Origin of the sequence: Ferrimonas balearica DSM 9799, from assembly GCF_000148645.1 — a bacterium.
Lineage (GTDB): Bacteria > Pseudomonadota > Gammaproteobacteria > Enterobacterales > Shewanellaceae > Ferrimonas > Ferrimonas balearica.
Window position 1 is genome coordinate 2,431,376 of the sequence record NC_014541.1, and the last position, 23,745, is coordinate 2,455,120.

Sequence of the window (23,745 nt, forward strand, 5' to 3'; positions counted from 1 at the left end):
CATTGCTATTTCGGTATTAATGCAACGGAGTATAGGCAAAGAGGGAATTGGTGGCGGTTTGGCCGTCAGCCCAGTACCAGTTCGGCTATGGCGCGCTGAATGCCCACCACATCGGTGCCCTTTTTCAGTTCCCGGGTCAGCGGTTCGGACTGGCCGGAGATCCACACTTTGAGCTCGGCATCCAGGTCAAAGCGGCCGCTGGTTTCCACCAGAAAGTGGGTGATCGACTTAAACGGGATGGAGTGGTACTCCACCTTTTTGCCCGTCACCCCCTGCTTGTCGATCAGCAGCAGCCGTTTATTGGTAAACACGAACATGTCCCGCACCACACGATAAGCCAGCTGCACCTGCTCCTGGCTCGCCAGAATGGGCGCCAGCTCATCCTGCAACTCTGCGGCGTTCACTTCGGTGGCGTTTCCCATCAATCCATCGAGCAATCCCATCGTCTCTCCTTAATACAAAAAAGCCCGGAGCAAGGCTCCGGGCTGGGGGTATCAGGCTCGTTTGGCCTGACGCAGTTCATCCCGCTCGCGCTCCGACAGGAACGCGGCCTTAAGGCCATTCTCCTGCAGGGTTCGGCAGTCCTGTGCGGACAAACCGGCGGCCGGCGCGGCCACCTCATACTCATGGCCCAGATCGACCCCTTCGACACCCGGGTCGTCGGTGTTCAGCGTGACGGTGATGCCATGCTTCAGGAAGGTGGTGATCGGATGATCCGCCAGGTTTGCCACCGTGGTGGTCTGCACATTGGAGGTCAGGCAGGATTCCAGTGCAATGCCGTGTTCCACCAGGTAATCCATCAGAGCCGGGTCCTGAACCGCTTTCACACCATGGCCAATCCGCTCAGCGCCCAACTCACGCACCGCATGCCAGATGCTCTCCGGGCCCGCCGCTTCACCGGCGTGGATGGTCAGTCGGAAACCGGCATCACGGGCGATGCGGAAGTGGTCTTCAAACTGCGGCCCAGGTTGGCCCAGTTCATCACCGGCCAGGTCCATGGCGGTGAGCTTATCCCGAAATGCCAGGCAGGCCTGCAGCTCGGCATGGCAGGCGTCGGCGCCGAAGGTCCGGCTCAGGATACCAATCAGCTTGGCTTTCACCCCAAAGTCCCGGCAACCCGCCTGAACGCCATCCACCACCGCTTCCACGACACCCTCGGGTTCGAGACCGTGGGTCATGGCCATGTAGGCGGGGGAGAAACGCAGTTCGGCATAATCGATGCCATTGAGTTTCAGGTCTTCGGCGTTTTCATAGGCCACGCGGCGCACCGCGTCGTAATCCTTAAGAACGGCGACACCCCAGTCGAGCTTGGCCAGAAAGGTGACCAGGTCCGGGGCGTTATCGGTGATCTGCACATGGGGGATCAATGCCTCAAAACGGTCGGCTGGCAGCACCAGGTTGTGCTGCTGTCCCAGTTCCCAGATCGTTCTGGGTCGGATATTGCCGTCGAGGTGGCGATGCAGATCCACCAAAGGCAACGAAGTATCAATCATCTGGAGTTTCCTGTTGGTTTTTATGTTGCTCTACGGTGCGGGTGATCTGTCGTCGCCCTGATGTGTCACTATAGAGTGCGCTCAGGATAACCGAAAGGTGATCAAATTGGCAGAATTGCCCCGCCATTCGTGCTGGCTAAGCCCTTGCTGTGACTGCGTTATTGGCCCGATATCGTCGTCCTGACATCAGAGTTTCACTCAATCAGAGCCCCGCCTCGCCTGCCGTTATTCATCCCCTTGACTATATTCATTGACGGTCCTCCCGTTCATCGGACTGTTTTTGTTGAACTTCAGTCGATTCAATTAAACGTTTATCCGGGGCATCCAGGTTTGGCATCAAAAATTCACTCTCTGGCACCACAGCACCCTCCTGGCCGCATCAGTCAGGCTGGTGTGCCGTTGTGCGTTGATCTGGATGGCACCCTGTTGAAGACCGACCTGCTGCTGGAGCAGCTGGTGGTCCTGCTGCGAACCCGGCCCATGGCGCTGTTCGGCCTGTTCTGGCTGGCGTTCACCCAGGGTTTGGCCGCGTTTAAGCGGTCGCTGGCCGATCAGGTCAATCTCAATGTCACCACCCTGCCCTACCACAAGCCTCTGCTGCATTATCTGGAGCAGCAGGCCCGCAAAAGGCCACTGTGGCTCTGTACCGGTACCGACCAGCATCTGGCGGAGGCGGTGGCCCGGCACCTGCGGCTGTTTGATGGGGTGATCGGCTCCGACGGCACCACCAATATGACCGGTCACAACAAAGCAAAACACCTGCTGGAACGGTTTGGCTCTGCGGGCTTTGATTACATCGGCAACGAGAAGAAAGACCTGGCGATCTGGCAACACAGTCGCCGCGCCCTGGTGGTGACCCGCTCCCGCCAGTTTGCCCGGTGGGTGCGAAACCACGCCAACCTGCGGGGGGTCTTCTGGACCAAGCCTCTGGCCGCCAAGCACTACATCAAGGCGGTGCGGGCCCACCAGTGGAGCAAAAATGTCCTGATCCTGGTGCCGCTGCTGCTGGGCCACGGCAGTTTGCAGCCGCAAACCATTGGCCTGGCACTGGCCACGCTGGTGGCGTTCTGCGCCCTGGCCTCCGCCACCTATATCTTTAATGACCTGATGGATCTGGAATCCGACCGTCAGCACCATGAAAAGCGCAATCGACCCTACGCCTCCGGACAGATCTCGCTGGCAACGGCGCTGGCGCTGATCCCGGCGCTGCTGATGGGCTGCCTGCTCATCGCCAGCCAACTGCCCACTGCCGTGGGCCTGACCATGCTGCTCTACGGTGTCGTCACCCTCTCCTACACCCTCTGGTTGAAACACCAGATGTTGATCGACGTGTTTGTGCTGGCCGGGCTGTATACCCTCAGGATCGTTATCGGCATGATGATTGTGGGCGGCCCACCGTCGTTCTGGCTGATGGCCTTTTCGCTGTTCTTCTTCCTCAGTCTGGCGATGGCCAAGCGGGTCACCGAAATCACCAATAAGTTGCGCCTGCAACCGAAGGTGGTGCGGGTGCGGGGCTATCAGCCTCAGGACAACCCCCTGCTCACCATGTACGGCAGCGGCTGCGGCATCGTCTCCACCCTGATCATCACCCTCTACATCAACAGCGAAAAGGTGCGCACCCTTTACGCCCTGCCGGAGCTGCTGTGGCTGCTCTGCCCGGTGCTGCTGTTCTGGCTGGCCCGGATCTGGATGCTGACCTACCGGGGCGAACTGCATGAAGACCCGGTGTTGTTTGCCATCCGGGACCGCACCAGCCAGGTGCTGATCGGGCTCAGTGCCCTGATTGTTCTGCTGGCCGCCAATGGGGAGGTGTGGTTTGGCTGAAACCTGTGATTACTTGCCTTGGGGCCATCTGCCTACGCCACCCCAGCGGGTTCACCGCCTTGATAGCCCGGAACAACTGAACACCCTCAGCGGCAGCCTGCTGCCGTTTGGGCTGGGACGCAGCTATGGCGACAGTTGCGTCAACAGCGAAGGGCTGCTGGTGGACACCCGCAGCTGGGACCACTATCTCAGTTTCCAGGACGGGCGATTGCGCTGTGAAGCGGGGGTCACCCTGGCGCAGGTGGTACAGACCTTTGTGCCCAAAGGCTGGTTTCTGCCGGTCACTCCGGGCACCCAGTCGGTCACCATTGGCGGCGCCATCGCCAACGATGTCCACGGCAAAAATCATCACAGCGCCGGCACCTTTGGCTGCCATGTCCGGGAGATCGGTCTTTGGCGCAGTGACCGGGGCGAAGTGGTGTGCTCCGCCGAACAGGAGCCAGAGCTGTTTGCTGCCACTATTGGCGGACTGGGGCTGACAGGACTGATTCTGTGGGCCGAGATCCAGCTTAAGCCCATCCCGGGCAATCAGGTGACGGTACAGACCCAGCCCTTCCAGGATCTGGATGAATTTATCGCCTTGTCCGCCCGGCACCAGAACACCGAATACACCGTCGCCTGGCTCGATTGCTTCTCCGCCAAGGCCGGTCGATGTCGCGGGCTGTTTTACGCTGGCGAGCACAGCGCAGCCAGCAAGCCACTGCGCCAGGGGTGGCGGCCCAGAATGCCCTTTAATCTGCCCGGCGGGGTGATGAACCGCGCCACCATCTCGGCCTTTAACGAGCTCTACTACCGGCAAGGCTTGCGCCAACCCAACAAGCAGCAATCGCTGATCCCCTTCTTCTACCCGCTCGACGGTATCGACCAGTGGCACCGGCTTTATGGCCGTAAGGGATTCTTCCAGTACCAGTGTGTCATGCCACTGGAAGCCAAGGCGGGCATGCAATCGATTCTGGAGCGGATCCAATCCGCGGGCACAGGCTCCTTCCTCGGCGTGCTGAAGGTGTTTGCCGACAAGCCCTCTCCGGGCCTGCTGTCGTTCCCCCAGCCCGGCATCTGTCTGGCACTGGACCTGCCCAACCGGGGCGAGAGCACACTGAGCCTGATGCGGGAGCTGGACGCCATCCTGCGGGACCACAGTGGTCGACTCTACCCCGCCAAGGATGCCCGAATGGACCCCAACGACTTCCAGCGCACCTACCCGGCGCTGGAGCCCTTCCGTCACCAATGCGATCCCCGTTTCAGCTCCGATTTCTGGCGCCGGGTCGATAATGGAGCCCGCTCATGATCGTGTTGTTACTCGCCGCCACCTCCGCCATCGCCAAACCTCTTGCCCGGCACCACGCCGAACAGGGTGATGAGCTGATTCTGGTGGGGCGTAATCAAGCGAAACTGGAACGCCTTGCGGCCGATCTGACCGTCCGCGGCGCGGCACAGGTGCAAACCGAAGTGGCTGATCTGGCGGATCCGGAAGCGATCGCCATGCTGATGGCCCGCTGTTGCCCGGAAAACCGCGTACCGGACCTGACCTACTGCTTTCAGGGGGTATTGCCGGATCAGGCCCAATGCCAGAGCAGTCCAGAGGCCGCTCTGGACAGCATCCGCGTTAACGCGCTGGGTTTGATTGCACTGCTGACGCCGCTGGCCAACCGGCTGGAACAGGCCGGGCGCGGCACCCTGGTGGTGATCAGCTCCGTCGCAGGGGATCGCGGCCGCCAGAGCAACTACGTCTACGGCAGCGCCAAGGCCCTGCTCAACACCTTTCTTGAGGGGCTGCGCCATCGCCTCGCCCCAAAAGGCGTCACGGTGATCACCGTGAAACCCGGCTTTGTCGATACGCCGATGACCGCCGAATTCAATAAGGGCCCGTTGTGGGCGCAACCGGACACCGTCGCCCAGGGCATTCTCAGTGCGGTGCGCCGCCGCCGAAGCGAGGTTTACGTGCCGGGATACTGGTGGGCCATCATGGCGCTGATCAAAGCCATTCCCCAACCCCTGTTTAACCGGCTGAAACTGTGAGGCGACCATGGCGCACTACATCCCTGCCATACTGTTTACGGTATTCACCAATTTTCTCTCTCAGATCATGCTGAAAAAGGGCATGACGGTGATCGGTCCGGTGGAGCTCAATCCCACCGGGCTAAAACAGATGGGCGCATCCGTTCTGCTCAACGGCTATGTCATGGGTGGTTTGCTGGTAATGGTGATCAGCATGGCCTCCCACCTCTACGTGCTGTCGAAAGTGGAAATCAGCTACGCCTATCCCTTCCTTGGCCTGTCCTTTGTGCTGACAACGGCCTACGGCTATTGGGTGCTGTCTGAGGGGGTCAACGCCTGGCGGGTGCTGGGTGTGCTGTTTATCTGTACCGGCGTAGCCATCGTGGCAAAAAACTGACAGGAGACTGGCATGAGACACATCATTCTTGGCGGCGATGGTTTTCTCGGCACCGAGTTGTGCAAAAAACTGATCGCCCGGCAGGAAACCGTGGTAATCGCCGACATTAAACGCAGCGAAGACTCGCCCATCTACCAGAGCCCGCTGGTCAGCTATGTTCCGGTGGATGTGTGCCAGGCGGACAGCCTGAAGGCGCTTGAGGTCACCCCAGAGGACCATGTTTACCACTTTGCCGCGCGCCTGCTGGTGCCCATTCTGCCCCGGGCTCAGCGCCAATCCTATTTCTGGACGGTGCTCTACCAGGGCACCGAAAACGTGCTGAACTACCTGAAGCAGCGCGGCGCGAAACGGTTGATCTACTTCACCACCGATATGGTGTACGGCCATACCCGTGAGCACCCCCGCACCGAGTCCCATCCCCGGGTCCCGCTGGGACCCTACGGCGAGGCCAAATACCAGAGTGAACTGCTGTGCGAACGCTACCGCCAGGAGGGCTTTGATATCACCATATTCCGGCCGCGACTGATCATCGGCCCGGGCCGGCTGGGGATTCTGGAAAAGCTGTTTAAGCTGATCGACATGAACCTGCCGGTGCCCACCATCGGCAGTGGCAATAACCACTACCAGTTCATCTCGGTATCCGATTGTGCCGAAGCCTGCCTTGCCGCCATCGATGCGGGCTATCCCAACCGGGCCTTTAACCTCGGTTCCGCCAATCCGCCCCCCGTCAACGTTCTGCTCAGGCAACTGATTGTGCACGCTCAAAGCCGTTCGATTCTGATGCCGACCCCGGCCTTCTTGGTCAAAGCGGTACTGGCCGGGCTGGACCGCATCAACTCACCGTTGATGGACCCGGAGCAGTACCTGATTGCCGACGAAACCTGCGTACTGGATATCCAGGCCGGTAAAAAGGAGCTGGGGTGGGAACCTCAGGACAATGACCAGACCATGCTGATTGCCGCGTACGACAGTTACCGTAGCCAACAGCAGGATGACCCTGACCTGGAGCGCGCCTGATCGATGCTGATTCAGAACCCACCACAACGAATCGATTGGCTGCATGTTGCCAGCGTACCCGCTCTGTTGATGCTGTTTTCGCTGGTGGGGTTGGTGATGCTGATGAACACCCAGCCCTTTTCGTTTGGCGATGCCGAGCGCTACCTGGCCATGGCGCAATCCCCCTGGGTGTTTACCGACGCGCCCTGGGGCTACCGCATCGGGGTGCCCTACCTGGCGGCGTGGTTAAGCCCGCTATTTAACGACATTCACAGTGCGTTTTTTGCGCTTCAACTGCTGTTCTATGCGACGTTCCTGACCACCCTGTATCTGTGGCTGCGTTGGGGACTGAAGCTCAATATCCTGGCCTGCGCCTGCGCCTGCCTGCTGTTTATCTTCTCCTATCCCGGCGTCTACAACCTGCATAACAGTGTCCACGTCGGACTGGCTGAGCACCTGGGCATTCTGCTGGGGTGCATCGCCATCTACCACCGCTCGTTCCGAAGCCTGCTGCTGTTGCTGGTGGTCACCGCGTTTGTGAAAGAGAACATCGGCTTGTTGCTGATCCCCACCTGGGCCTGGGTGACCTACCGCAGCGAAGGTTGGCGGCCGGCGCTGTTAACCACCCTGCCCCTGCTGGCCGTCTTTTTCTCGCTCTACCTGCTGCTGCGTTCCGGCGTGCTGTTCCAGGGCGGCATCGATCTTTCCACCTACACCGGTTTCTACAATGCGGCCTGGCTGGCCTACGTCTACCAGTATTGGGGCGGGGCATTGGGCGCCATCAAGCTGGTGGTGGCCACCTTCGGTCCGCTCTGGCTGACCTACGCATTGGCGATGTGGCAGAACCCGGGCCAGCAACGGCTGCGTTGGATGGGCATATTGCCTTTGCTGGCCTGTGGCCAGATCCTATTGGCCACCGACGTTTGGCGGATGGTGGGGCTGGGCGCCCCGATGGTGATTGCGCTGTCGGCCGTGGTGATGGACCGGTTGCCGCGCCACAGTTGCGTGGTGCTGGTGTGCCTGAACACCCTCTATTTCCTGGCCTTCAACAATACCCTGAAAACCCTGATGGCCGCCCTGTTTGCGCTGGCGTTTGTGGCGCTGTGGTTCTACCGCCAGCGCCTGAACTTCTCCCTTGACCAGCCGCAGCTGGACCCTCAGCTCGATAAGTTCTCCTGAGGGTCGGCCATCAGTTGCAGCTCCGCGAGTTGACGGTACAGCGGACTGCTCTGCAACAGGCTGCGGTGGTCTCCGATTGCCCGTATCTCGCCCTGTTCCAGCACCACCAATCGGTCGGCGTTCACCACCGTGGCCAAACGGTGGGCAATCACCAGCGTTGTGCGACCCGCCATCAGCTGCTCCAGTCCCGCCTGCACCGCCGCTTCGTTCGCCGCATCCAGCGCGGAAGTGGCCTCATCCAGCAGCAGGATGGGACGGTCCGCCAGCAGCGCCCGGGCAATGGCAATGCGCTGTTTCTGGCCACCGGACAATCGCACTCCCCGCTCACCCAGGTGGGTGTGATACCCCTGTGGCAGCGTCGCCACAAACTCGTGGGCACGGGCGGCGCGACAGGCCTGCTCCACCTCCGCCTCACTGGCGTCAGGGCGGCCGTAACGCACGTTCTCCAACACCGAATCGGCAAAGATCACCGGCTCCTGAGAGACCATCGCAAACTGGCGCCGCCACTGTACCGGGTCGCACTCGTGGCTGCTGACACCATCGAGCAACACCTGCCCCTGGTCAGGCCGGTAAAACAGTTTCAGCAACTGGAACAGCGTGGTTTTGCCGGCGCCACTGGGGCCCACCAGCGCCACCCGTTCACCAGGCTTGATGGAGAGGGATAGCGCCTTCAGCACCGGCTGGTCCGGCGCCATCGGGTAGGCGAACGACACGTCGTCAAACTGCAGAGCGCCCCGCAGAGGCATGGGGAGTGGCTTCGGAGCCTGGGGCGCGACAATGGCTGGTGTAACGGTCATCAGTTCCCGCAGCCGCTCTGTCGCTCCGGCGGCCCGCATGATTTCACCTATCACTTCACTTAACGTCGCGACGGCGCCCGCCACCAGCACCGCGTAGAACATAAAGGCGGTCAGTTGGCCGGCACTGAGTCCGCCCGCCATCACCTCCAACGCCCCCATCCAGCTGACCAGGGTAATGGCGGTCACAGACAGCAGCATCACCGCGGCGATCAGCCCAGAACGATAGCGGATACGGCGCACCGCGGTCGCCATCACCGACTCCACATCGGCCCGGAACGCCCGATTATCCAGCGGTTCATGGCCATAGGCCTGCACCGTCTGGATCTCATGCAGGGTTTCATCCACCCGGGCACCCAGGTCCGCCACCCGGTCCTGACTGTCCTTGCTCAATCGCCGCACCCGCCTTCCGAAAAACAGGATGGGGCCCAGCACCACCGGGACAGCCACGGCCACCGCTAGAGTGAGTTGCCAGCTGGTGATTGCCATCATGACTCCACCGCCGACCAACGTCAGCGCAGAACGCAGTGCCATCGACAGACTCATCCCCACCACGGTTTGCAACACGGTGGTGTCGGCGGTAAAGCGGGAGATCACCTCACCGGTGCGCTGCTCAGCAAAGAACGAGGGGGGCAGTTGCAGCAGATGGTCGAACACCGCTTTACGCAGATCAGCGCTGACCCGCTCGCCCAGCCAGGTCATCAGGTAAAAGCGCACAAACACCGCGACCGCCCCCACCAGGTTGATCAACAGCACCAGTAACATCAGCCGGTTCAGTGCTGCCGGATCACCGGACAGGAACCCCTCATCCACCAGCAGGCGAACCCCCTGCCCCAGCACCAGCCAGGAGGCGGAACCCACCGCCAGCGCCAGCAACGCCAACAGCACCCGGGGACGGTGCGGACGGAGGTATTCCCATAACCAGGGCAGAATGGCGGTGCGGGTTTGCATAGGAAGCCTTACAGCGTTGGATTCAAATCAATAACATACTAACGCAACGCCGACGGCGGCGATCAAAAAAGGGCGCCATTGGCGCCCTTTTTCTGGTGGGGGAGATCAACTCAGAAAGGTCAGGTAACCCTGCAGGATGATCAGGTTAACGATGTCGATAAAGAACGCCCCCACAATCGGCACCACCATAAAGGCCTGTGGTGACGGGCCATAGCGGTTGACCACCGACCCCATGTTCATCACCGCCGTAGGGGTTGCCCCCAGGCCAAAACCGCAGTGACCACTGGCGATAGTCGCGGCGTCGTAGTTGCCCCCCATCGCCCGGAAAGTGACAAGATAGGTAAACACTCCGATGGCAATGGACTGTATGGTCAGAATAATCAGGAACGGGATAGCCAGGTCGAAAATATTCCACAACTTCAGGCTCATCAGCGCCATCGCCAGGAACAAAGAGAGCGACACCGTTCCCAGAATATCCAGGGTTTCCGTTTCAATCTTTCTGACTTTGGTGACTTCCAGAATATTGGTGATAACCACACCAATAAACAACGCGTAGACGAAGTCCGGAATCATCAGCCAGCTAATACCGAAGCCTTTTACCCAACCTTCAAGGTACTTAGCGCCGTTAACGCAAATCAGCAGAATAAACAGAACCTCAATCACCTTTTTAGCCGTGACCTTGTCCTCTTCATACTCGTTATAGGTCACCACTTCCGGATGCTGGCGACGATGGAGGTTCACATTGCCGTACTCCGACTTGAGTTGGTGCTTCTCAATCAGGCGCTGTGCCACCGGCGTGCCGATGATGCCACCGGCAATCAGGCCAAAGGTGGCCGATGCCATGGCGATCTCCAGCGTATTGCTGAGGCCAAACATCTGCTCCAACGTCTGGGACCAGGCCGCACCAGTACCGTGACCACCAGACAGGGTAATGGAGCCGGCAATCAGCCCCATCAGAGGATCAAGCCCCATCAGGCTGGCCAGGGATACGCCGATGGCATTCTGCATCACAATGCACAGTGACGCGATGCCCAGAAAGATAAACACCTTGGCACCGCCTTTAACCAACTGGGTGTAGTTGGCAGCCAGGCCCACCGTGGCGAAGAACATCAACATAAAGGTGTTCTGCAGCGGCAGATCAAACACCAGGTCCACGTCCTGAAAGTGCAATATCGTGATACCACACGCGACAACCAGTCCCCCAACAATGGGCTCCGGAATATTAAAACGTTTCAGAATGGGAAGTCGGGCATTAATAATATGTCCGAGAAACAGGACGCTGATGGCGATCATAAATGATTCCAGCGCACCGATAGAGATGACCGTTTCCATAATACCTCAAACCACTTTATTTATTATTGTCCACCGTCCTTAGTGATTTTTAGATAGGGCTTCCCTTCGGGTCGACATCCGCCGTCCGCTCGATTAAGTCAGAAAGGCGCTTGTTATCGACGCTATATAATCAACGCCGGAACCGGATTTTGCGCAAGAAAAATCTGATGTCAAAAGGGCTCACTCAAAGCAAAATTTAGAGCCAGTTCAAAAAACGGATAAAAATCCCATCATCCTTCGTACATTAACCGTCCAATCATGAAAACTCTGTTCGTATCAAAGTCGCCTTTGGTGGCCGGATTAAGCGCCTTGTTGAGCCCCCATCCGTTATCTTAATGGTGGAAAATATCCCCGTTGGTAACGCTCGATGTACCTCAGTAAGCAAGCTGACTTTGACGGCCCTCTAAAGGTTCAAACCCACAGGCGTGACACGCAGTTTTGAGCGAGTTAAGCGGAATCGCGCGTTTTACATAACCGAACCGAATGAGCTCAGAACAATTGGTTGCTTTTTGTTCTGGTCAATTTGTGACAGGCAATAATGGATAAACTTTGTCTCTTATAAGCCTGTTTCCTTGCCTCTGCTCACCCTTTTTTACACGCCGCCTCGGCCTACCCCAGTTAACTCAATACCTCAAGTTTACTTTTTGTTCACATTATTTGCTTTGCGTGATCACTGTCACGTCAAATTCGGAAGCAGCTGCTAATTTTCAATTACCTAATTTAGCCAAGGGAACTTTAGAAGGAACTACACAAACCGCTCAAAAAGAAGCAACACAGAGCCCACTGAGAATGCAGGGGCCAGAATCTCAAAACACCAATAACGGCCGGTTACAGGCAGGTTTTGGGCGGGGGTCTACTCCCTGCCTCGGACCCGCTCATGCTCAAAATCGCCTTTAACCGTCCGGGCACAACCCTGCATCCAAATTCAGCGGTCTCAACCTGAATCAACGGAGAATGATGATGACTGCACGACGATTGACCGGATGCCTGGGGTTATTCCTCATCGCATTCGCTTCCCAAGCTGCCAAACCCATCGATAACGACGGCGATGGCTACCGGGCCGAACAAGACTGCGATGACAATAATGCAGCGGTCTGGCAACTGAACAGCTGCGGAGAATGTGCCGTAGAACCGATTGCCGGATGCGGCGTCGATAACCCCCACGCCAGCCTCGGCTGGACCGACTACCCCAGCGCATGCCAAAACTGCCATGACGGCGGTGAAGGGGGATTCCAGTATCAGCAGATGTTTGGCTCCACCCACTATCAGTGGACCGGCGAAACCCCCGATATGGTGAATCAGGGTGGCACCCTTCAGGGCAAACTGACCAATGCGGTGAACAGCTACTGCATCAACATCGAAGGCGACTGGCCGGTGTGTGGCTCCTGTCATGCCGGGCGCGGCATCAAACCCGGTGAAGGCGACACCGTGGCCAATGTCGATTGCCTTGTCTGCCACAACGCCGATTACGCGCTGAACCGGACCCGCTTGCCGGACGGCAGCATGGGCCCCACAGCGGGCACCGATGCCGCCACACTGGACAGCTACGTTCAGAACATCGCGCCCCCCACCCGCACCAACTGTCTGAAGTGCCACGCCTTTGCCGGCGGGGGTGATGGTGTGAAGCGTGGTGACCTCTCCTCGGCGCTGATGGCCAATGGCGACCCCCACTTTGATGTCCACATGAACGTCAGCGGCGCCAACCTGCAGTGTCAGGATTGCCACCAGTTCATTGACCATCGGGTGATCGGCAAAGGCTCTGACCTGCGGCCGACGGACGACATCGTCCGTGGTGCGGAGATCACCTGCGCCAGCGCCACTTGCCACCAGGGCATGGATTCCGGTACCGGCCACGCCTCTTCCGGACGCCGTGGAGAGCCGGACCGCCACGTCGGACGGGTGGCCTGTCAGTCCTGCCACATCCCAACCTACGCCAAGGATCTGGGTGACCCGGCCCACGTGCCCACCGAAATCCACCGTGATTGGCAGCATCACCACGACGGCACACCCGCCGACGGCGTGTCCGGCCCAGGCCACCCGCACACCGACAAAGCGGCGAACCTGACCCCCTGGCTGCGCTTCTGGAACCGTAAGAGCGACAACTATCTGCTGGGCGATCAGGCGGTGCTGGACCCGGAAACCGGGCGCTACCCCACGTCTCGGCCGATGGGCGGCATCAACGACGGCATGTTGATTCCCTTTAAGTACAAGACCGCACTGCAACCCATGACCGTGGCGGACCAGAGGATGATCGCACTGAACACCTTTGAGTACCTCAAAGGGTCTGGGGACGCCGTAGCATCCACTGAGTCCGGTCTGGTGAATATGGGCTATCCGGCCAACGAGCCTTATGAATGGATCGAGACCGACACCTTCCAGATGATCAACCACGGGGTGAACCCTGCCACCGATGCGGCGGACTGCAGCCAGTGCCACGAAAGCAATCTGGACCTGGCCAATGACTCGATGCTGGACAGCATGGGCTACCGCCTCAAGGGGCCCAAGCTGGAGGTCTGCGCTCAATGCCATGATGGCGGTAAAAACATCCCGCGCACCTGGGACAAGATGCATAACCATGTCAGCAAAGGCACCACCGGCATCGGTTGCGCATTCTGCCATGATGTCGCGCGCCCCGAGCGTGGATTGTGCAGCCCCTGTGACAGCAGCTGCTCCGCCGAGTACGTGGACAACGTGCCCTACCCGCACCAGTGCGATTAACGCGTTAACTCCCAACTGCGGGCCTCCCCACGGTCCGCCCATCCTAAGGGCGCCACTGGCGCCCTTATAATTTCGGCCTTTGCGGCCACCTGACCCCTAATGAACTCAATTCAATTGAAGTCAACTAATCAACGGATTAAATATTACATTCCGGTTCCAAATCAGATAGTTATGAGCAAATGACGTCAAGTTAAAACCTGCATCTGAATTACATGGTGCCCATGGGTTGTTCCTTTATATCAAGCCGATAGAATGCCCCACTTCGCTATATCCCCATCATCTTCATTCCCAACTGGAGAGGGATTTCTGCACCCCAAATTTGGAGGCATCCATGCGCACAAATCGGCGTTTCCTGCTGGCAGCCTGGCTGGTGTTACTGATCACCGGCTGCGGTGGCGGTAGCGGTGACGAGGGCAGCTCAACCGCTGAACCCCCTATCACCACCCCGCCGGAGGAAACGGTCCTCCTCCCTCATCCCGGACTGACGGCGCCCAGCGTAACGGCTCAATACCAACCGGAACGAACCGTACGCGCGGATATCGAGGGGCAAAAAGGCACCCTGAGCTTTGAATTGGCCCCCGGCAGCGCCGACGACGTGGTCGAGGTTGACCCCCACAGTGGCCAACTTCGCGTGCTGAATCAGGGAGACGCCACCATCCTCGTCCGTGATAGCGGTTCGCCATACTACAAAGCGGCTGAAGCCGAATGGCAGGTCACCATCACACCGGGAGCCAGGGGGCAACTGCTCACCAACGATCTGACCCTCTCCTTTGGTGACAACCCAGCATCCCTTCGGGTATCTGGCGCCATAGGTCAACTCCACTATCAACCGATGGAACCGCAACCCGTCATCGCCATCGACGAGTCCGGGCGAGTTACGGCTCTGGCGGTTGGCACCAGCCTGGTCCATATCGAAGATGATGGTGGTCGCAATTATCAAAGCTCCGGCGCTGCGGCGTTTGTGCGAGTGGTTCCGGCCCAGGGAGAGGCCGCACAGTTTCAGGATCTCGACGATAAGCCCTATGTGCCCGGAGGCACGCTGCTCCCTTCGCACACTGGCGCTTTGGCGAAGCAGGTGCACTATGTGCTGGATGACACCGACTCCGAGGCCGTGATCCGCCTCGATCAGGAAAGCGGTGAAATGAGCATTCTGGGCGCGGGAGACGCCTGTGTTCGTGTTGAACAGAATAACGGGCCGGGATACGAAACGCTGGCTGACCAACGCTTCTGCGTGACCATCCTTCCGGCGGAAAACACCGGGCTAGTGATCTCTGAAGCGCCGCTGGCATTTGAGTTTGACGGCATCGTCGACCTGCCGGTAAGCGGCGTACAAGGTACGTTGACCCTCACCCTGGCCGACGATGCGCCTCAGGATGTGCTCGCTGTTACCAATGACCAGCGTCTGGCCCTGCTGGCGCCGGGCGAGGTTCGCCTTAACGTGAAGGATGACGGTGGACGCAACTACCTGCCAAACCAGCGCACGGTAACCGTCACAGTGCTGCCACTGCCCCACCCCGGCCTGTCTGCCATCAATATCTCCCGTCCCTTTGACGCGGACGCTCGCTGGATACCTGCCATTCAGGGTGCCCAGGGTGAACTGAGCTACCGATTGGTGAAGGAACAGGACGCGACACGAGTTCGACTGGACCCCGTTTCAGGCACCCTGACACCGCTGATGCCCGGTCAGTCCACGATTCAGGTCTGTGACGATGGTGGACGCTACTACGCCCCGACCAACACCCAGTTCACGCTCACCGTCGAAAAGCTGGATAACGCGGCCCTGGCAGCAAAGCCACTGGTGACCCAGTATCAGCCGAATCAGCAACTGATACCCGAGTTTGAGGGTGTCGAGGGCAGCCTGACTCTTTCCCTGCTGGATGGGCAGGACGTGGTGGCCATTAATTCGGACAACAGTCTGACGACCCTCAAATCGGGCTATGCCGTTCTCCGTGTGCTGGACAGCGGTAACGACTGGTATCAGCCTGCAGAAACCCAGTTGACCGTCACCGTTTACCCGGCCGACAGCCCCATGGAAGCCCATGGCCTCACACTGAGCTATGCCCCGGACGCCCAGGGCACCCTGTCGGTCATCGGCGCGGTCGGCACACCGAGCTTCGCCATCAGCCACGGCTCCGATCAGGATGTGGTCGCCGTTGACCCCCACACCGGCATCGTCACCGTACTGAACGCCGGTACCACCAATGTCACGGTCACCGATCCGGGTGATGCCAAAACCGGGTCCTACCGCCAGATGGTGACTGTGACCGTCAACAAAGGCGCTACCAACCCTAACCTCAAACTCGCCAGCGAGCGGATCCAGGGGGTTTATGGGCAATTGCCCCTCGAAGCGCCGCGACTCTCGGGCGTGGAACCGGACGCCTGGGTCAGCTACTGGATTGAGGACGCCGCACAGCGCCAAATCGCCCAGATCGATTCACGCACCGGCGTTGTAACCCCCCAGCAGGCCGGCATTGTCGAGGTCACGGTCACCGAGCACAGTCGAAACTACGAAGACAGTCAGGTGCAGTACCAAGCGGTGATCGAACTGGGGCAGCATGACGGGTTGAGAATCGATGACACCACGCCAACGCATCTCGCCTTCTATCCGGATATGCGAATAGCGGCCCCGGTTACCGACAATCAGTACGGTAAGTTGCACTTCTCCGCTACGCCATCGGAAGATTATGAGCTGGCCGACGATGGCAGCCTGGTGGTCCACCGCCAGCCACTGTTGAGAGCCATCAGCGTCATTGTTGAAGACGATGGGGGCAACAAGGTGGAGCCGAGCCGGGCTCAACACACCTTCTACCTCAACCACATCGACCGAGACACCGGGGAGCCGGACACCGTCACCTTTGAGGGCAGCCCCCTGCTGTTTAGTGCAGAGATCGAGATCATGAAGGACGACCACAGCCGCCTTTCACTGGCAAGTGGTAATGACTTCGGCACAGAGGTGCTGTTACCGGATGGCAGTGGTTACACCCGTATTCGAGCCTCAACGACCTTAGAGTCCAGCGGGCAACGTGTCCCGGTCACGCTGCGTTTGAGCACCCGCGGGGATTGTCAGTCACCGGGGCAGTGGTTGCCACTGTCGACGCCCATGTCCGCCGGATGCAGCGGGAGCCAGCAGGTACGAATCATTATGGTGCCTGGAGATGACTACAATGCTGCGCTGCCCTCAGGGCATTATCTTTCCGATGAGCCGCTGATGCTGACTCAACGGGCCAAGCCCTGGGCCAGCGGAGGGGTTACCGAGATGGGTGAGGAAATTGCCCGCCAGTGGTGGCTGATTGATATCGACATGTATCGGCAATAACCCACGAAAAGCCCGGCCTGCGCCGGGCTTTTTTGTGAACGGAGTGCAGACGATAAGTCCACCGAGTTCATTGCTGACGCAGTCATTGAGCCAGGGAAAACTCCCCCTCAATCAGCGTCTGGTCGAGCGAGACAAACGCCAGCAACAGTTCCGCCAGGGCGGCATAGAATCCCGGTTGGCGCTGGCATTGCGTCACCCAGCGTCTCATCGGCGGCAGCATCTCGGCCAGCAACGCAGATTGCGCGCTTTGCGCCTCTGGACTGTCGACGCCCTTAAGCACCAGGTTGCCCATTAAATCGAGCATAATTGCAAAGTGGTCCGCCGGTTCATTGCCGTCAAAGCTGACGGCCAGTTGCCACTGTTGCAACCACTGCACCATCTGCTGGTGCGGGTGCTGGAACATCATGCCACCAGGCTCAACATAAACCGAGGCATAGGGTGGTGCCGAGCCCAGATGGTCCCCCAGAAATGCCGTGGCGTAATCGGCAGCGAGTTCCAGCTGCGGAGTTGCCAGCACCTGCACCCCAGCCAATGCCCTGCGGAGTTTTTGGCACCCGGGAGCCAGTGAGGGCTCCTCGGCCAGGGCATCCAGCAACACTCTTCCCGATTCGGAGCAGAGGGTATTGAGCTGGTCTGAGTCCAGTTCCCGACAGAGCATCGACGCAAACCACCAATACAGCGTGGCCCGTCGCTCTGCCAGCGCCACCTCTTCCCTGATCTCCTGTTCATCCATCCCACGCTCTCCTTAACTGGGCATCACTTCATCCGGCCCGCCAAAGGCGGTCACTTCCGGTGGTTTGCCGGTGAATTTCTCGATACTCACCAGGCACGTATTGGCCGACGTGGCCTGAGCCAGCTTGGAGGTGCCAATGTCCATCGACAGGGTATTGGGGTCGCCGTAGGTGTCCAGCGAACCAACCTCCGCCCCTTCGGGCCCATACCATGCCCCCTCCTGGATCCGAACCACTCCGGGGGGAAAGTTATCGCTGATCACCGCACCCGCCAGCAGTTGCCCGCGGTCGTTGAAGACCCGCACCAGGTCCCCATCCTTAATGCCAAATCGCCTGGCGTCCTCTGCACTCAGGTAAACCGGCTCTCGCCCTTGTACCGCGTACTTGTCCCGCATCGGTGCAGACTCACACATCTGCGAATGCAGGCGCATATCCGGGTGGCAAGATTGCAGCCACAGGGGGTATTTTTCACTGCCCGGGCCGCCGTGAGAGCGCTCGGCTTTCTCCATCCATATCGGGTGCCCTTTGCAGTTATCGTACTGGTAGCTGGCGATCTTACGGCTGAAGATCTCGATAAACCCTGAGGGCGTGCCCAGTGGGTTGATCTCCGGGTCTTCCCGGAAATCAGCATGGCGGACAAAGGGGTTGGCTCCTTCAAACGCGACGTAACCCTCCTCCCAGAACTGGGCAAACGGCGGCATGGGGAATTTCTCCCCGTTCGCTTTCCGGCACTCCTCATAGAGGCTTTCCACCCACGCCATCTCCCCCATGCCCCGGGTGTACTGCTTGTGACGACCGAAGCGGCGGCACAAATCCGCCATGATGTGGAAATCGCTGCGGCTCTGAAACAGGGGGTCCACCAGCTTCTTCATCGCCAGCACCCCACGGACGCTGTAGGAGCCGTAAACGTCGATGTCGTTCCGCTCAAACTGGGTACAGGCAGGCAGAACGATGTCGGAAAACCGACAGGTGGCACTCCAGGTGTAATCAATAGACACCACGGTTTCCAACGTGTGGAATGCCCGTTTCATCCGGTTTCTATCTTGCTGGTGATGCCAGGGGTTACACCCGGAGAACACCATCATCTTGATGTCGGGGAGCGTCACCGTTGAACCGTTGAAAGGCACCTTTTTCCCAGGCTCAAGCAACGCATCCACCCAGCGAGCCACCGGAATGGTTGAGCTGTAGCCCTTAAAATCCTTGTTCTTATGGATGCGCTCATCGTCGCTGTCCGGGTTCAGGGGGAAGGCCCCCGGAGCGGAGGCTCCCGAACCAGGCGCGCCGATGGAACTGTAATGGTGGCCGTAGCTGATGCCTCCGCCCGGCAGGCCAATCTGCCCCAACATCGCGGCCAGTACCGCCCCCATCCAGTAGGGCTGCTCACCATGTTGCTGACGCTGTACCCCCCAACCAAACATAAACTGGGTTCGCCCCTCAGCCATCCTGCGCGCCAGCCCCTTTATCTGCTCTGCATCAATGCCGCAAATTGGCGCCGCCCACTCGGGACTCTTCTCCGTCTTATCTTCTCCCTCCCCCATCAGGTAGGGCAGGAACTCATTGAACCCCAGCGTGTAGGTTTCAATAAAGGTGGGGTCGTAGCGCTGCTCACGATAGAGGGTATGGGCAATGGCCAGCATCAGGGCCACGTCGGTCTGTGGGTTGACGTACTGATGCTCGCAGTTCAGCAGGTTCTGAGTCTTGGTTTTAACCGGATCGATGGAGATGACCTTAATGCTGCCATCAGCCACCTTGTCACGAAGCTGGAGCAGGTAACCCTGCCCTTCGTGGGTTTCGCAGTTCCAGCCCACTTGCAGGTTCTTGGCGGGGTCATTGGCCCAAAGCACAATCAAGTCGCTGTTTTCGAAGATCAACGGCCAGGAGGTGCCCTGCGCGTACACTTCGGTGGAGCCCAGGACGTAGGGTAAGATCACCTGCCCGGCACCGGTCGAGTAATCCCCGACCTTGCGCACATAGTAGCCGTGAAGGCCTACCGCCCGCTGCATGTGGTTGTTGCAACTGTGCATCTGGCCCGTCTGCCGCCAGCCGTTCTGTCCGGCATGCAGTGCCCAGGGACCGTACTGAGTCTGGATCCGCTCAAGTTCCTGGTAAAACAGATCGAGGGCCCGGTCCCAGGTCACACGGATAAAACGATTGTCACCGCGGGTTGCGGGGTTCGCTTTATCCCGGTTCTTTAACCACTCGTAGCGAACCATCGGGTAGCGGATGCGAGAAGAGCTGTAGATCAGCCCCTTAATCCCCTCCAGCATTTGAGTCGGGTTCTGGTCGAGGTCATAGGGCTTAACCTCCATCACCATGCCACCAGCTATCCTGGCCCTGAAGGCGCCCCAGTGAGAACCGGAAACTTTCCAGATCTCATCGGCAGCGTCCGCACTGGCAGGCACCAACAGAGAGGGGCCAATCATCGCGACTGCGCCACCGCAAAGCACCCCTTTCAGAAAACCGCGTCGTGAAATCGCCATCGCTGTCCCCTAATGATGAGGGTCTGAGTAGTTGGACGAGTGCATTTGCAGGTATTTGAGTACCAACTCCTGAGTATCGCCATCCAGGTTCACGAAATTCAGCATGCCCGCAAACATGCCGGGCCAGGTATTGGCATCAAAGTGATTCTCGGCAGGTTGGGCATGGCAGGTGCTGCAGTTTTTCACGTAGATCTGCTGCGCCTCTTGCCAAAGCACCTGGGGGTTGTCGACCAGGTCGTCGCTCTTCATCCAAAGCTTAAAGCTGACCTGTTGCCAGGGCAGTCCAGTGAGCGGATCCTCTTTCGTCTCGCTCTGCTGGATAAGCGCCTTATCGGTCGCGGCCTCTTTACTCAGAGTGGCTTCCCGGATGTTCTGACCAAAGGCTTCAGTGATCACCCGCCCAAACCCTTTGGCTTTGCGCCATCCGGCAATCTCCACCTCGAGCACATCGCCCTTCTTCGCCACCACGGTGACCGGACTGGCGGCGTTAAGCACCCCGGCTTTTTGGGTCAACCCCTCATCCTGGAACAGGGGAAGTTGCCGGATGCTGTAATAACTCTGCCCCTCCTTGAAGTGGCTAACCGCCTGCTGCTGCAGGGCCGCTAACGCACCGGATGCCGCGGCCATATCCTTTGGAAGATGATGGGCAATGCCTTTGTGACAATCGATGCAGCTCTGATCTCGTTCAGCGGCGCGCTGCATCTGAGTGCGGGCGGCTTCTGACATCTCATCCCACTTCATGCTGTCGTAGTTGTGGCAGTTTTTGCACTCCAGTGACCCGTTTGCCGACAGGCGATTCCACTCGTGCGTCGCCAACTCCAGACGCTTGGCTTCGAACTTTTCAGGGGTATTGATGGTGCCAAACAGATGACCCCAAACCTCTTTGCTGGCCTGCATCTTGCGAGCAATTTTGTCGGTCCAGTTGTGGGGAACATGGCAATCGGAGCAAGTGGCGCGGACGCCCGATGAGTTGGACCAGTGCACCGTCTGCTGCAACTCAACATAAACGGTGTCTTCCATTTCGTGACAACTGATGCAAAAAGCTTCGGTATTAGCCACTTCGAGCGCGGTATTAAATCCGCCCCAGAACACCACGCCAGCAATAAACCCACCCAGGGTTAACGTACCGAGGCTGATGTGTTTGGCGGGGCGACTCATGGTCGCCCACAATGCTTTTATCCGGCCTAGCATAGGCTCGCCCTCCTATCTGAGCGCCCCTAAATCCCGTGCCCCGGAGGGCCAAAAATCATCTGCAAAATCCAGATGATAAAACCGTAGGCCCCGACAAACGTGGCGGCCAGAACTGGGAAAAGGAACACCGCAATGATCAGGAAGGCCCGCCATTCCGAACCTTTATCGCCAGCGTTGGTCGTTTCGCGGCTCATACGCGTCCTCCCCCTTTGGCTGCCTGCTTAGCAAGCGTAGCAACGATTTAATGGCATGCGATGTCCTGTTGAAGTGGCTGCCACAGTCAAAACCTGGGGTAATCAGGGGGGAGAAACGCAAAAAGCCCGGCCTAAGCCGGGCTTTCTATTCAGGACTGTCGGTTCAGGCGCTTTGGATGCGCGCTTCCACCAGCGGCTTGCCAGCGCTGCTGGCCAGGCGCAGGGCCTCGCCATCGCGTTCTACCGTGCCATTACCGGGCATCAGCACCGGGCGCTTGAAGTCAAAGCTGGCACTGCGCAGGGGCTCAGAAACCGCAGACAGCATCTTGGCCACCATGTACATGCCGTGGGCAATGGGGGCATCAAAGCCAAAGGGTTTGGCGGTAATGCGGTGCAGGTGGATGGGGTTGTAGTCCCCGGAGATGCGGGCGTAGCCGCGGGCCACCTGTGGCGCCAGGGCCAGGTTTTCAATCACTTGCCATTCGTGCTCAACCCGCGGGGCACGCCCCCCAGCGCGGCGGCGACGGCGGCCACCTTCAGCGGGTACCCGCAGCAGGCAGCGGCTGATGTAGCTGGCGCAGCACTGGCCATCACGCCAGAACTCACCCACCAGCTCGAACTCGAGTCCCTTCTCGGTGCGCTCCTGCTCACCCACTTTGACCACCACGTCATAGGCACCATCGGCTTCAACATGGGTGTGAAGCTCAAAGCTGACACCGAGGTGGATCATGCCCAGGGGCTGAACCGGTACCGCTTTGTCGGTCAGCAGCATCAGTTGGATCGGCTGGGTGGCGACAAACAGATAGGAGAGCGGCAGCGCGTCCGCGGCGAAGCCACAGAAGGCGTTGTATGCCGCCAGTTTGTCGGCATCAAACCGGAACCCGTCGACCTTCAACTCCATGGCGGGCAGTTCGCCCTGCTCGCAGCGCTTGATGAAACCTTTCCACACCAGGCTCAGATTGGAGGGGATATCGTTTTGGTTCAGGGTTTGATTCATGGGTTAGCCGTTCCTTTCGGTACAATAAAGCCCGCAAAGGATACCCGCAGGGCCCCGTAAACGAGGCCCGACCAGCTTCCTTATGCCGGCTCGAACGCCAGGGCTTCCCGCTCCTGGGCCAGTTTCTCTAAGTGATGTTGCGCCATTTCATCCAACCATTCCAGTACCGCTTTAATGGCCGGCACCTCCTGACGGTCAGGATGGCACACCGCCAGGTAGCTCTGCTCCGCTTCGACGAAAGCATCAATCGGCACCACCAGCGCCCCGGAGCGCACCGACGGCGCCACCATGCGCCAACGGCCGAGGGCAACGCCCTGACCGGACATGGCGGCCCGGTAAGCGAGGTCAGCCCGGTTAAAGACAAAGCCCCGGGTCACGGCCAGGGGGTCAATACCGGCACGCTCGGCCCAGTACTGCCATTCAGTGTAGAATCCGGTGCCCTGCCAGGCGGTCTCATCGTGCAACAACAGACACTCGGCCAGACCATCCGGGTTCTGCCAAAGGTTATGCTCGTCGGCGTAATCCTTGCTGCACACCGGCACCAGCATTTCACCAAACAGCACGTGCTGGTGCAGACCAGAGCGGTCCGGACGGTCGTAGTACACCGCCACATCCACCGGCTCATGCTGGAAATCGGTGGAGCGGGACTGGGCGCGAACCTGTAGCGTCATCTTGGGATAACGGCGGTGCAGATCACCCAACCGCTCAGACAACCAGCAACGGGCAAAACTGTGCGGCACCGCCATGCTCAGGGTGGAGGTAAACTCCTGTTGGCGAATGTCACGGATGGCGGATTCCAGTCCACCCAGGGACTGGTCCAGCACCGCCATCAATCCCTGGCCCTGCTCGGTCAGTTGCAGGCGGCGGTTAAAGCGCAAAAACAGCTTAAAACCGAGCTGTTCCTCAAGCTTTTTAATGCGATGGCTCACCGCGCTTTGGGTCAGGTGCAGTTCTTCCGCCGCCTTGGTAAAGCTCATATGGCGGGCGGCACTGGCGAAACAGTGCATGGAAGAGAGGATGGCGCTGCTCAGCATAGGGGCCTCGGATTAACGACGTTCATATGAAGGTCATTTTATTTCGCTGTTGACCCGGTGCAAGGAAACCTATACTGCGAAGCATCAGAACGGGACGGGACTCACATTTGCCTGGTGAGT

At 59.1% G+C, this 23,745-nt stretch carries 18 protein-coding genes; 8 read left to right on the plus strand and 10 right to left on the minus strand.

Going from position 1 to position 23,745, the window contains the following annotated elements:
- Nucleotides 1-65: 65 nt before the first annotated feature.
- The gene (locus FBAL_RS11055) at nt 66-443 is read right to left on the minus strand and encodes a PH domain-containing protein (protein ID WP_013345689.1); all 378 of its coding nucleotides are present in this window, start codon (nt 441-443) and stop codon (nt 66-68) included.
- A gap of 51 nt (nt 444-494) precedes the next feature.
- Nucleotides 495-1,493, minus strand: coding sequence for an adenosine deaminase (gene add, locus FBAL_RS11060; protein ID WP_013345690.1), 999 nt, complete (start codon nt 1,491-1,493; stop codon nt 495-497).
- 330 nt (nt 1,494-1,823) lie between these two features.
- On the opposite strand from add, the gene FBAL_RS11065 reads away from it, so the two are divergent.
- From FBAL_RS11065 to FBAL_RS11090, 6 genes are read left to right on the plus strand one after another with little or no spacing between them, the layout of a single operon-like run.
- Entirely contained in the window at nt 1,824-3,317 is a 1,494-nt protein-coding gene (locus tag FBAL_RS11065; protein ID WP_171814264.1) for a UbiA family prenyltransferase, read from the plus strand.
- Entirely contained in the window at nt 3,310-4,605 is a 1,296-nt protein-coding gene (locus FBAL_RS11070) for an FAD-binding oxidoreductase (protein ID WP_013345693.1), read from the plus strand. Before FBAL_RS11065 ends, FBAL_RS11070 begins: the two co-directional genes overlap by 8 nt.
- On the plus strand, nt 4,602-5,336 hold the full coding sequence (locus FBAL_RS11075; RefSeq protein WP_013345694.1) for an SDR family oxidoreductase: 735 nt from the start codon (nt 4,602-4,604) through the stop codon (nt 5,334-5,336). Before FBAL_RS11070 ends, FBAL_RS11075 begins: the two co-directional genes overlap by 4 nt.
- A 7-nt stretch (nt 5,337-5,343) precedes the next feature.
- Nucleotides 5,344-5,712, plus strand: a complete 369-nt coding sequence (locus FBAL_RS11080; protein WP_013345695.1) for a DMT family transporter — start codon at nt 5,344-5,346, stop codon at nt 5,710-5,712.
- A gap of 12 nt (nt 5,713-5,724) precedes the next feature.
- The gene (locus FBAL_RS11085) at nt 5,725-6,729 is read left to right on the plus strand and encodes an NAD-dependent epimerase/dehydratase family protein (protein WP_013345696.1); all 1,005 of its coding nucleotides are present in this window, start codon (nt 5,725-5,727) and stop codon (nt 6,727-6,729) included.
- 3 nt (nt 6,730-6,732) lie between these two features.
- Nucleotides 6,733-7,887 carry a hypothetical protein gene (locus tag FBAL_RS11090; protein ID WP_013345697.1) on the plus strand — a complete coding sequence of 385 codons (1,155 nt, stop codon included), beginning with the start codon at nt 6,733-6,735 and terminating at the stop codon, nt 7,885-7,887.
- Here FBAL_RS11090 and FBAL_RS11095 read toward each other — a convergent pair.
- Both FBAL_RS11095 and gltS read right to left on the minus strand, forming a co-directional pair.
- Nucleotides 7,866-9,632: an ABC transporter transmembrane domain-containing protein gene (locus FBAL_RS11095; protein WP_013345698.1), complete on the minus strand. Its 1,767-nt coding sequence runs from the start codon at nt 9,630-9,632 to the stop codon at nt 7,866-7,868. The two genes, FBAL_RS11090 and FBAL_RS11095, sit on opposite strands and share 22 nt — an antisense overlap.
- 105 nt (nt 9,633-9,737) lie before the next feature.
- Nucleotides 9,738-10,964, minus strand: coding sequence for a sodium/glutamate symporter (gene gltS / locus FBAL_RS11100; RefSeq protein WP_013345699.1), 1,227 nt, complete (start codon nt 10,962-10,964; stop codon nt 9,738-9,740).
- Nucleotides 10,965-11,918: 954 nt separating this feature from the next.
- Here gltS and FBAL_RS11105 point away from each other — a divergent pair.
- Nucleotides 11,919-13,682, plus strand: coding sequence for a hypothetical protein (locus tag FBAL_RS11105; protein WP_245544350.1), 1,764 nt, complete (start codon nt 11,919-11,921; stop codon nt 13,680-13,682).
- 331 nt (nt 13,683-14,013) lie between these two features.
- Nucleotides 14,014-16,998, plus strand: coding sequence for a cadherin repeat domain-containing protein (locus tag FBAL_RS11110; RefSeq protein ID WP_013345701.1), 2,985 nt, complete (start codon nt 14,014-14,016; stop codon nt 16,996-16,998).
- Between the two features lie 82 nt (nt 16,999-17,080).
- Here the strand turns inward: FBAL_RS11110 and torD are convergent, their stop codons facing one another.
- From torD to dsdC, 6 genes are all read right to left on the minus strand, one after another.
- Nucleotides 17,081-17,731 carry a molecular chaperone TorD gene (gene torD / locus FBAL_RS11115; RefSeq protein WP_013345702.1) on the minus strand — a complete coding sequence of 217 codons (651 nt, stop codon included), beginning with the start codon at nt 17,729-17,731 and terminating at the stop codon, nt 17,081-17,083.
- A gap of 12 nt (nt 17,732-17,743) precedes the next feature.
- Nucleotides 17,744-20,209 carry a trimethylamine-N-oxide reductase TorA gene (gene torA / locus FBAL_RS11120; RefSeq protein WP_013345703.1) on the minus strand — a complete coding sequence of 822 codons (2,466 nt, stop codon included), beginning with the start codon at nt 20,207-20,209 and terminating at the stop codon, nt 17,744-17,746.
- A gap of 9 nt (nt 20,210-20,218) precedes the next feature.
- Nucleotides 20,219-21,400, minus strand: a complete 1,182-nt coding sequence (gene torC, locus FBAL_RS11125; protein WP_013345704.1) for a pentaheme c-type cytochrome TorC — start codon at nt 21,398-21,400, stop codon at nt 20,219-20,221.
- Between the two features lie 26 nt (nt 21,401-21,426).
- On the minus strand, nt 21,427-21,594 hold the full coding sequence (locus tag FBAL_RS11130) for a periplasmic nitrate reductase, NapE protein (RefSeq protein WP_013345705.1): 168 nt from the start codon (nt 21,592-21,594) through the stop codon (nt 21,427-21,429).
- Nucleotides 21,595-21,757: 163 nt separating this feature from the next.
- A complete protein-coding gene (locus FBAL_RS11135; RefSeq protein WP_013345706.1) occupies nt 21,758-22,591 on the minus strand; it encodes a MaoC/PaaZ C-terminal domain-containing protein in 834 nt (277 codons plus the stop codon).
- An 80-nt stretch (nt 22,592-22,671) separates the two neighbouring features.
- Nucleotides 22,672-23,625 (minus strand): DNA-binding transcriptional regulator DsdC, encoded by a 954-nt coding sequence (gene dsdC, locus FBAL_RS11140; RefSeq protein ID WP_013345707.1) that lies wholly within the window; start codon nt 23,623-23,625, stop codon nt 22,672-22,674.
- Nucleotides 23,626-23,745 lie beyond the last annotated feature (120 nt).

Bases quoted from the DNA above. Each gene is read 5' to 3' on its own strand.
- FBAL_RS11055 (WP_013345689.1), bottom strand. From the start codon at position 443: ATGGGATTGCTCGATGGATTGATGGGAAACGCCACCGAAGTGAACGCC.
- FBAL_RS11135 (WP_013345706.1), bottom strand. From the start codon at position 22,591: ATGAATCAAACCCTGAACCAAAACGATATCCCCTCCAATCTGAGCCTG.
- FBAL_RS11130 (WP_013345705.1), bottom strand. From the start codon at position 21,594: ATGAGCCGCGAAACGACCAACGCTGGCGATAAAGGTTCGGAATGGCGG.
- FBAL_RS11105 (WP_245544350.1), top strand. From the start codon at position 11,919: ATGATGATGACTGCACGACGATTGACCGGATGCCTGGGGTTATTCCTC.
- FBAL_RS11080 (WP_013345695.1), top strand. From the start codon at position 5,344: ATGGCGCACTACATCCCTGCCATACTGTTTACGGTATTCACCAATTTT.
- FBAL_RS11085 (WP_013345696.1), top strand. From the start codon at position 5,725: ATGAGACACATCATTCTTGGCGGCGATGGTTTTCTCGGCACCGAGTTG.
- add (WP_013345690.1), bottom strand. From the start codon at position 1,493: ATGATTGATACTTCGTTGCCTTTGGTGGATCTGCATCGCCACCTCGAC.
- FBAL_RS11075 (WP_013345694.1), top strand. From the start codon at position 4,602: ATGATCGTGTTGTTACTCGCCGCCACCTCCGCCATCGCCAAACCTCTT.
- torD (WP_013345702.1), bottom strand. From the start codon at position 17,731: ATGGATGAACAGGAGATCAGGGAAGAGGTGGCGCTGGCAGAGCGACGG.
- torA (WP_013345703.1), bottom strand. From the start codon at position 20,209: ATGGCGATTTCACGACGCGGTTTTCTGAAAGGGGTGCTTTGCGGTGGC.
- gltS (WP_013345699.1), bottom strand. From the start codon at position 10,964: ATGGAAACGGTCATCTCTATCGGTGCGCTGGAATCATTTATGATCGCC.
- FBAL_RS11110 (WP_013345701.1), top strand. From the start codon at position 14,014: ATGCGCACAAATCGGCGTTTCCTGCTGGCAGCCTGGCTGGTGTTACTG.
- torC (WP_013345704.1), bottom strand. From the start codon at position 21,400: ATGCTAGGCCGGATAAAAGCATTGTGGGCGACCATGAGTCGCCCCGCC.
- dsdC (WP_013345707.1), bottom strand. From the start codon at position 23,625: ATGCTGAGCAGCGCCATCCTCTCTTCCATGCACTGTTTCGCCAGTGCC.
- FBAL_RS11095 (WP_013345698.1), bottom strand. From the start codon at position 9,632: ATGCAAACCCGCACCGCCATTCTGCCCTGGTTATGGGAATACCTCCGT.
- FBAL_RS11090 (WP_013345697.1), top strand. From the start codon at position 6,733: ATGCTGATTCAGAACCCACCACAACGAATCGATTGGCTGCATGTTGCC.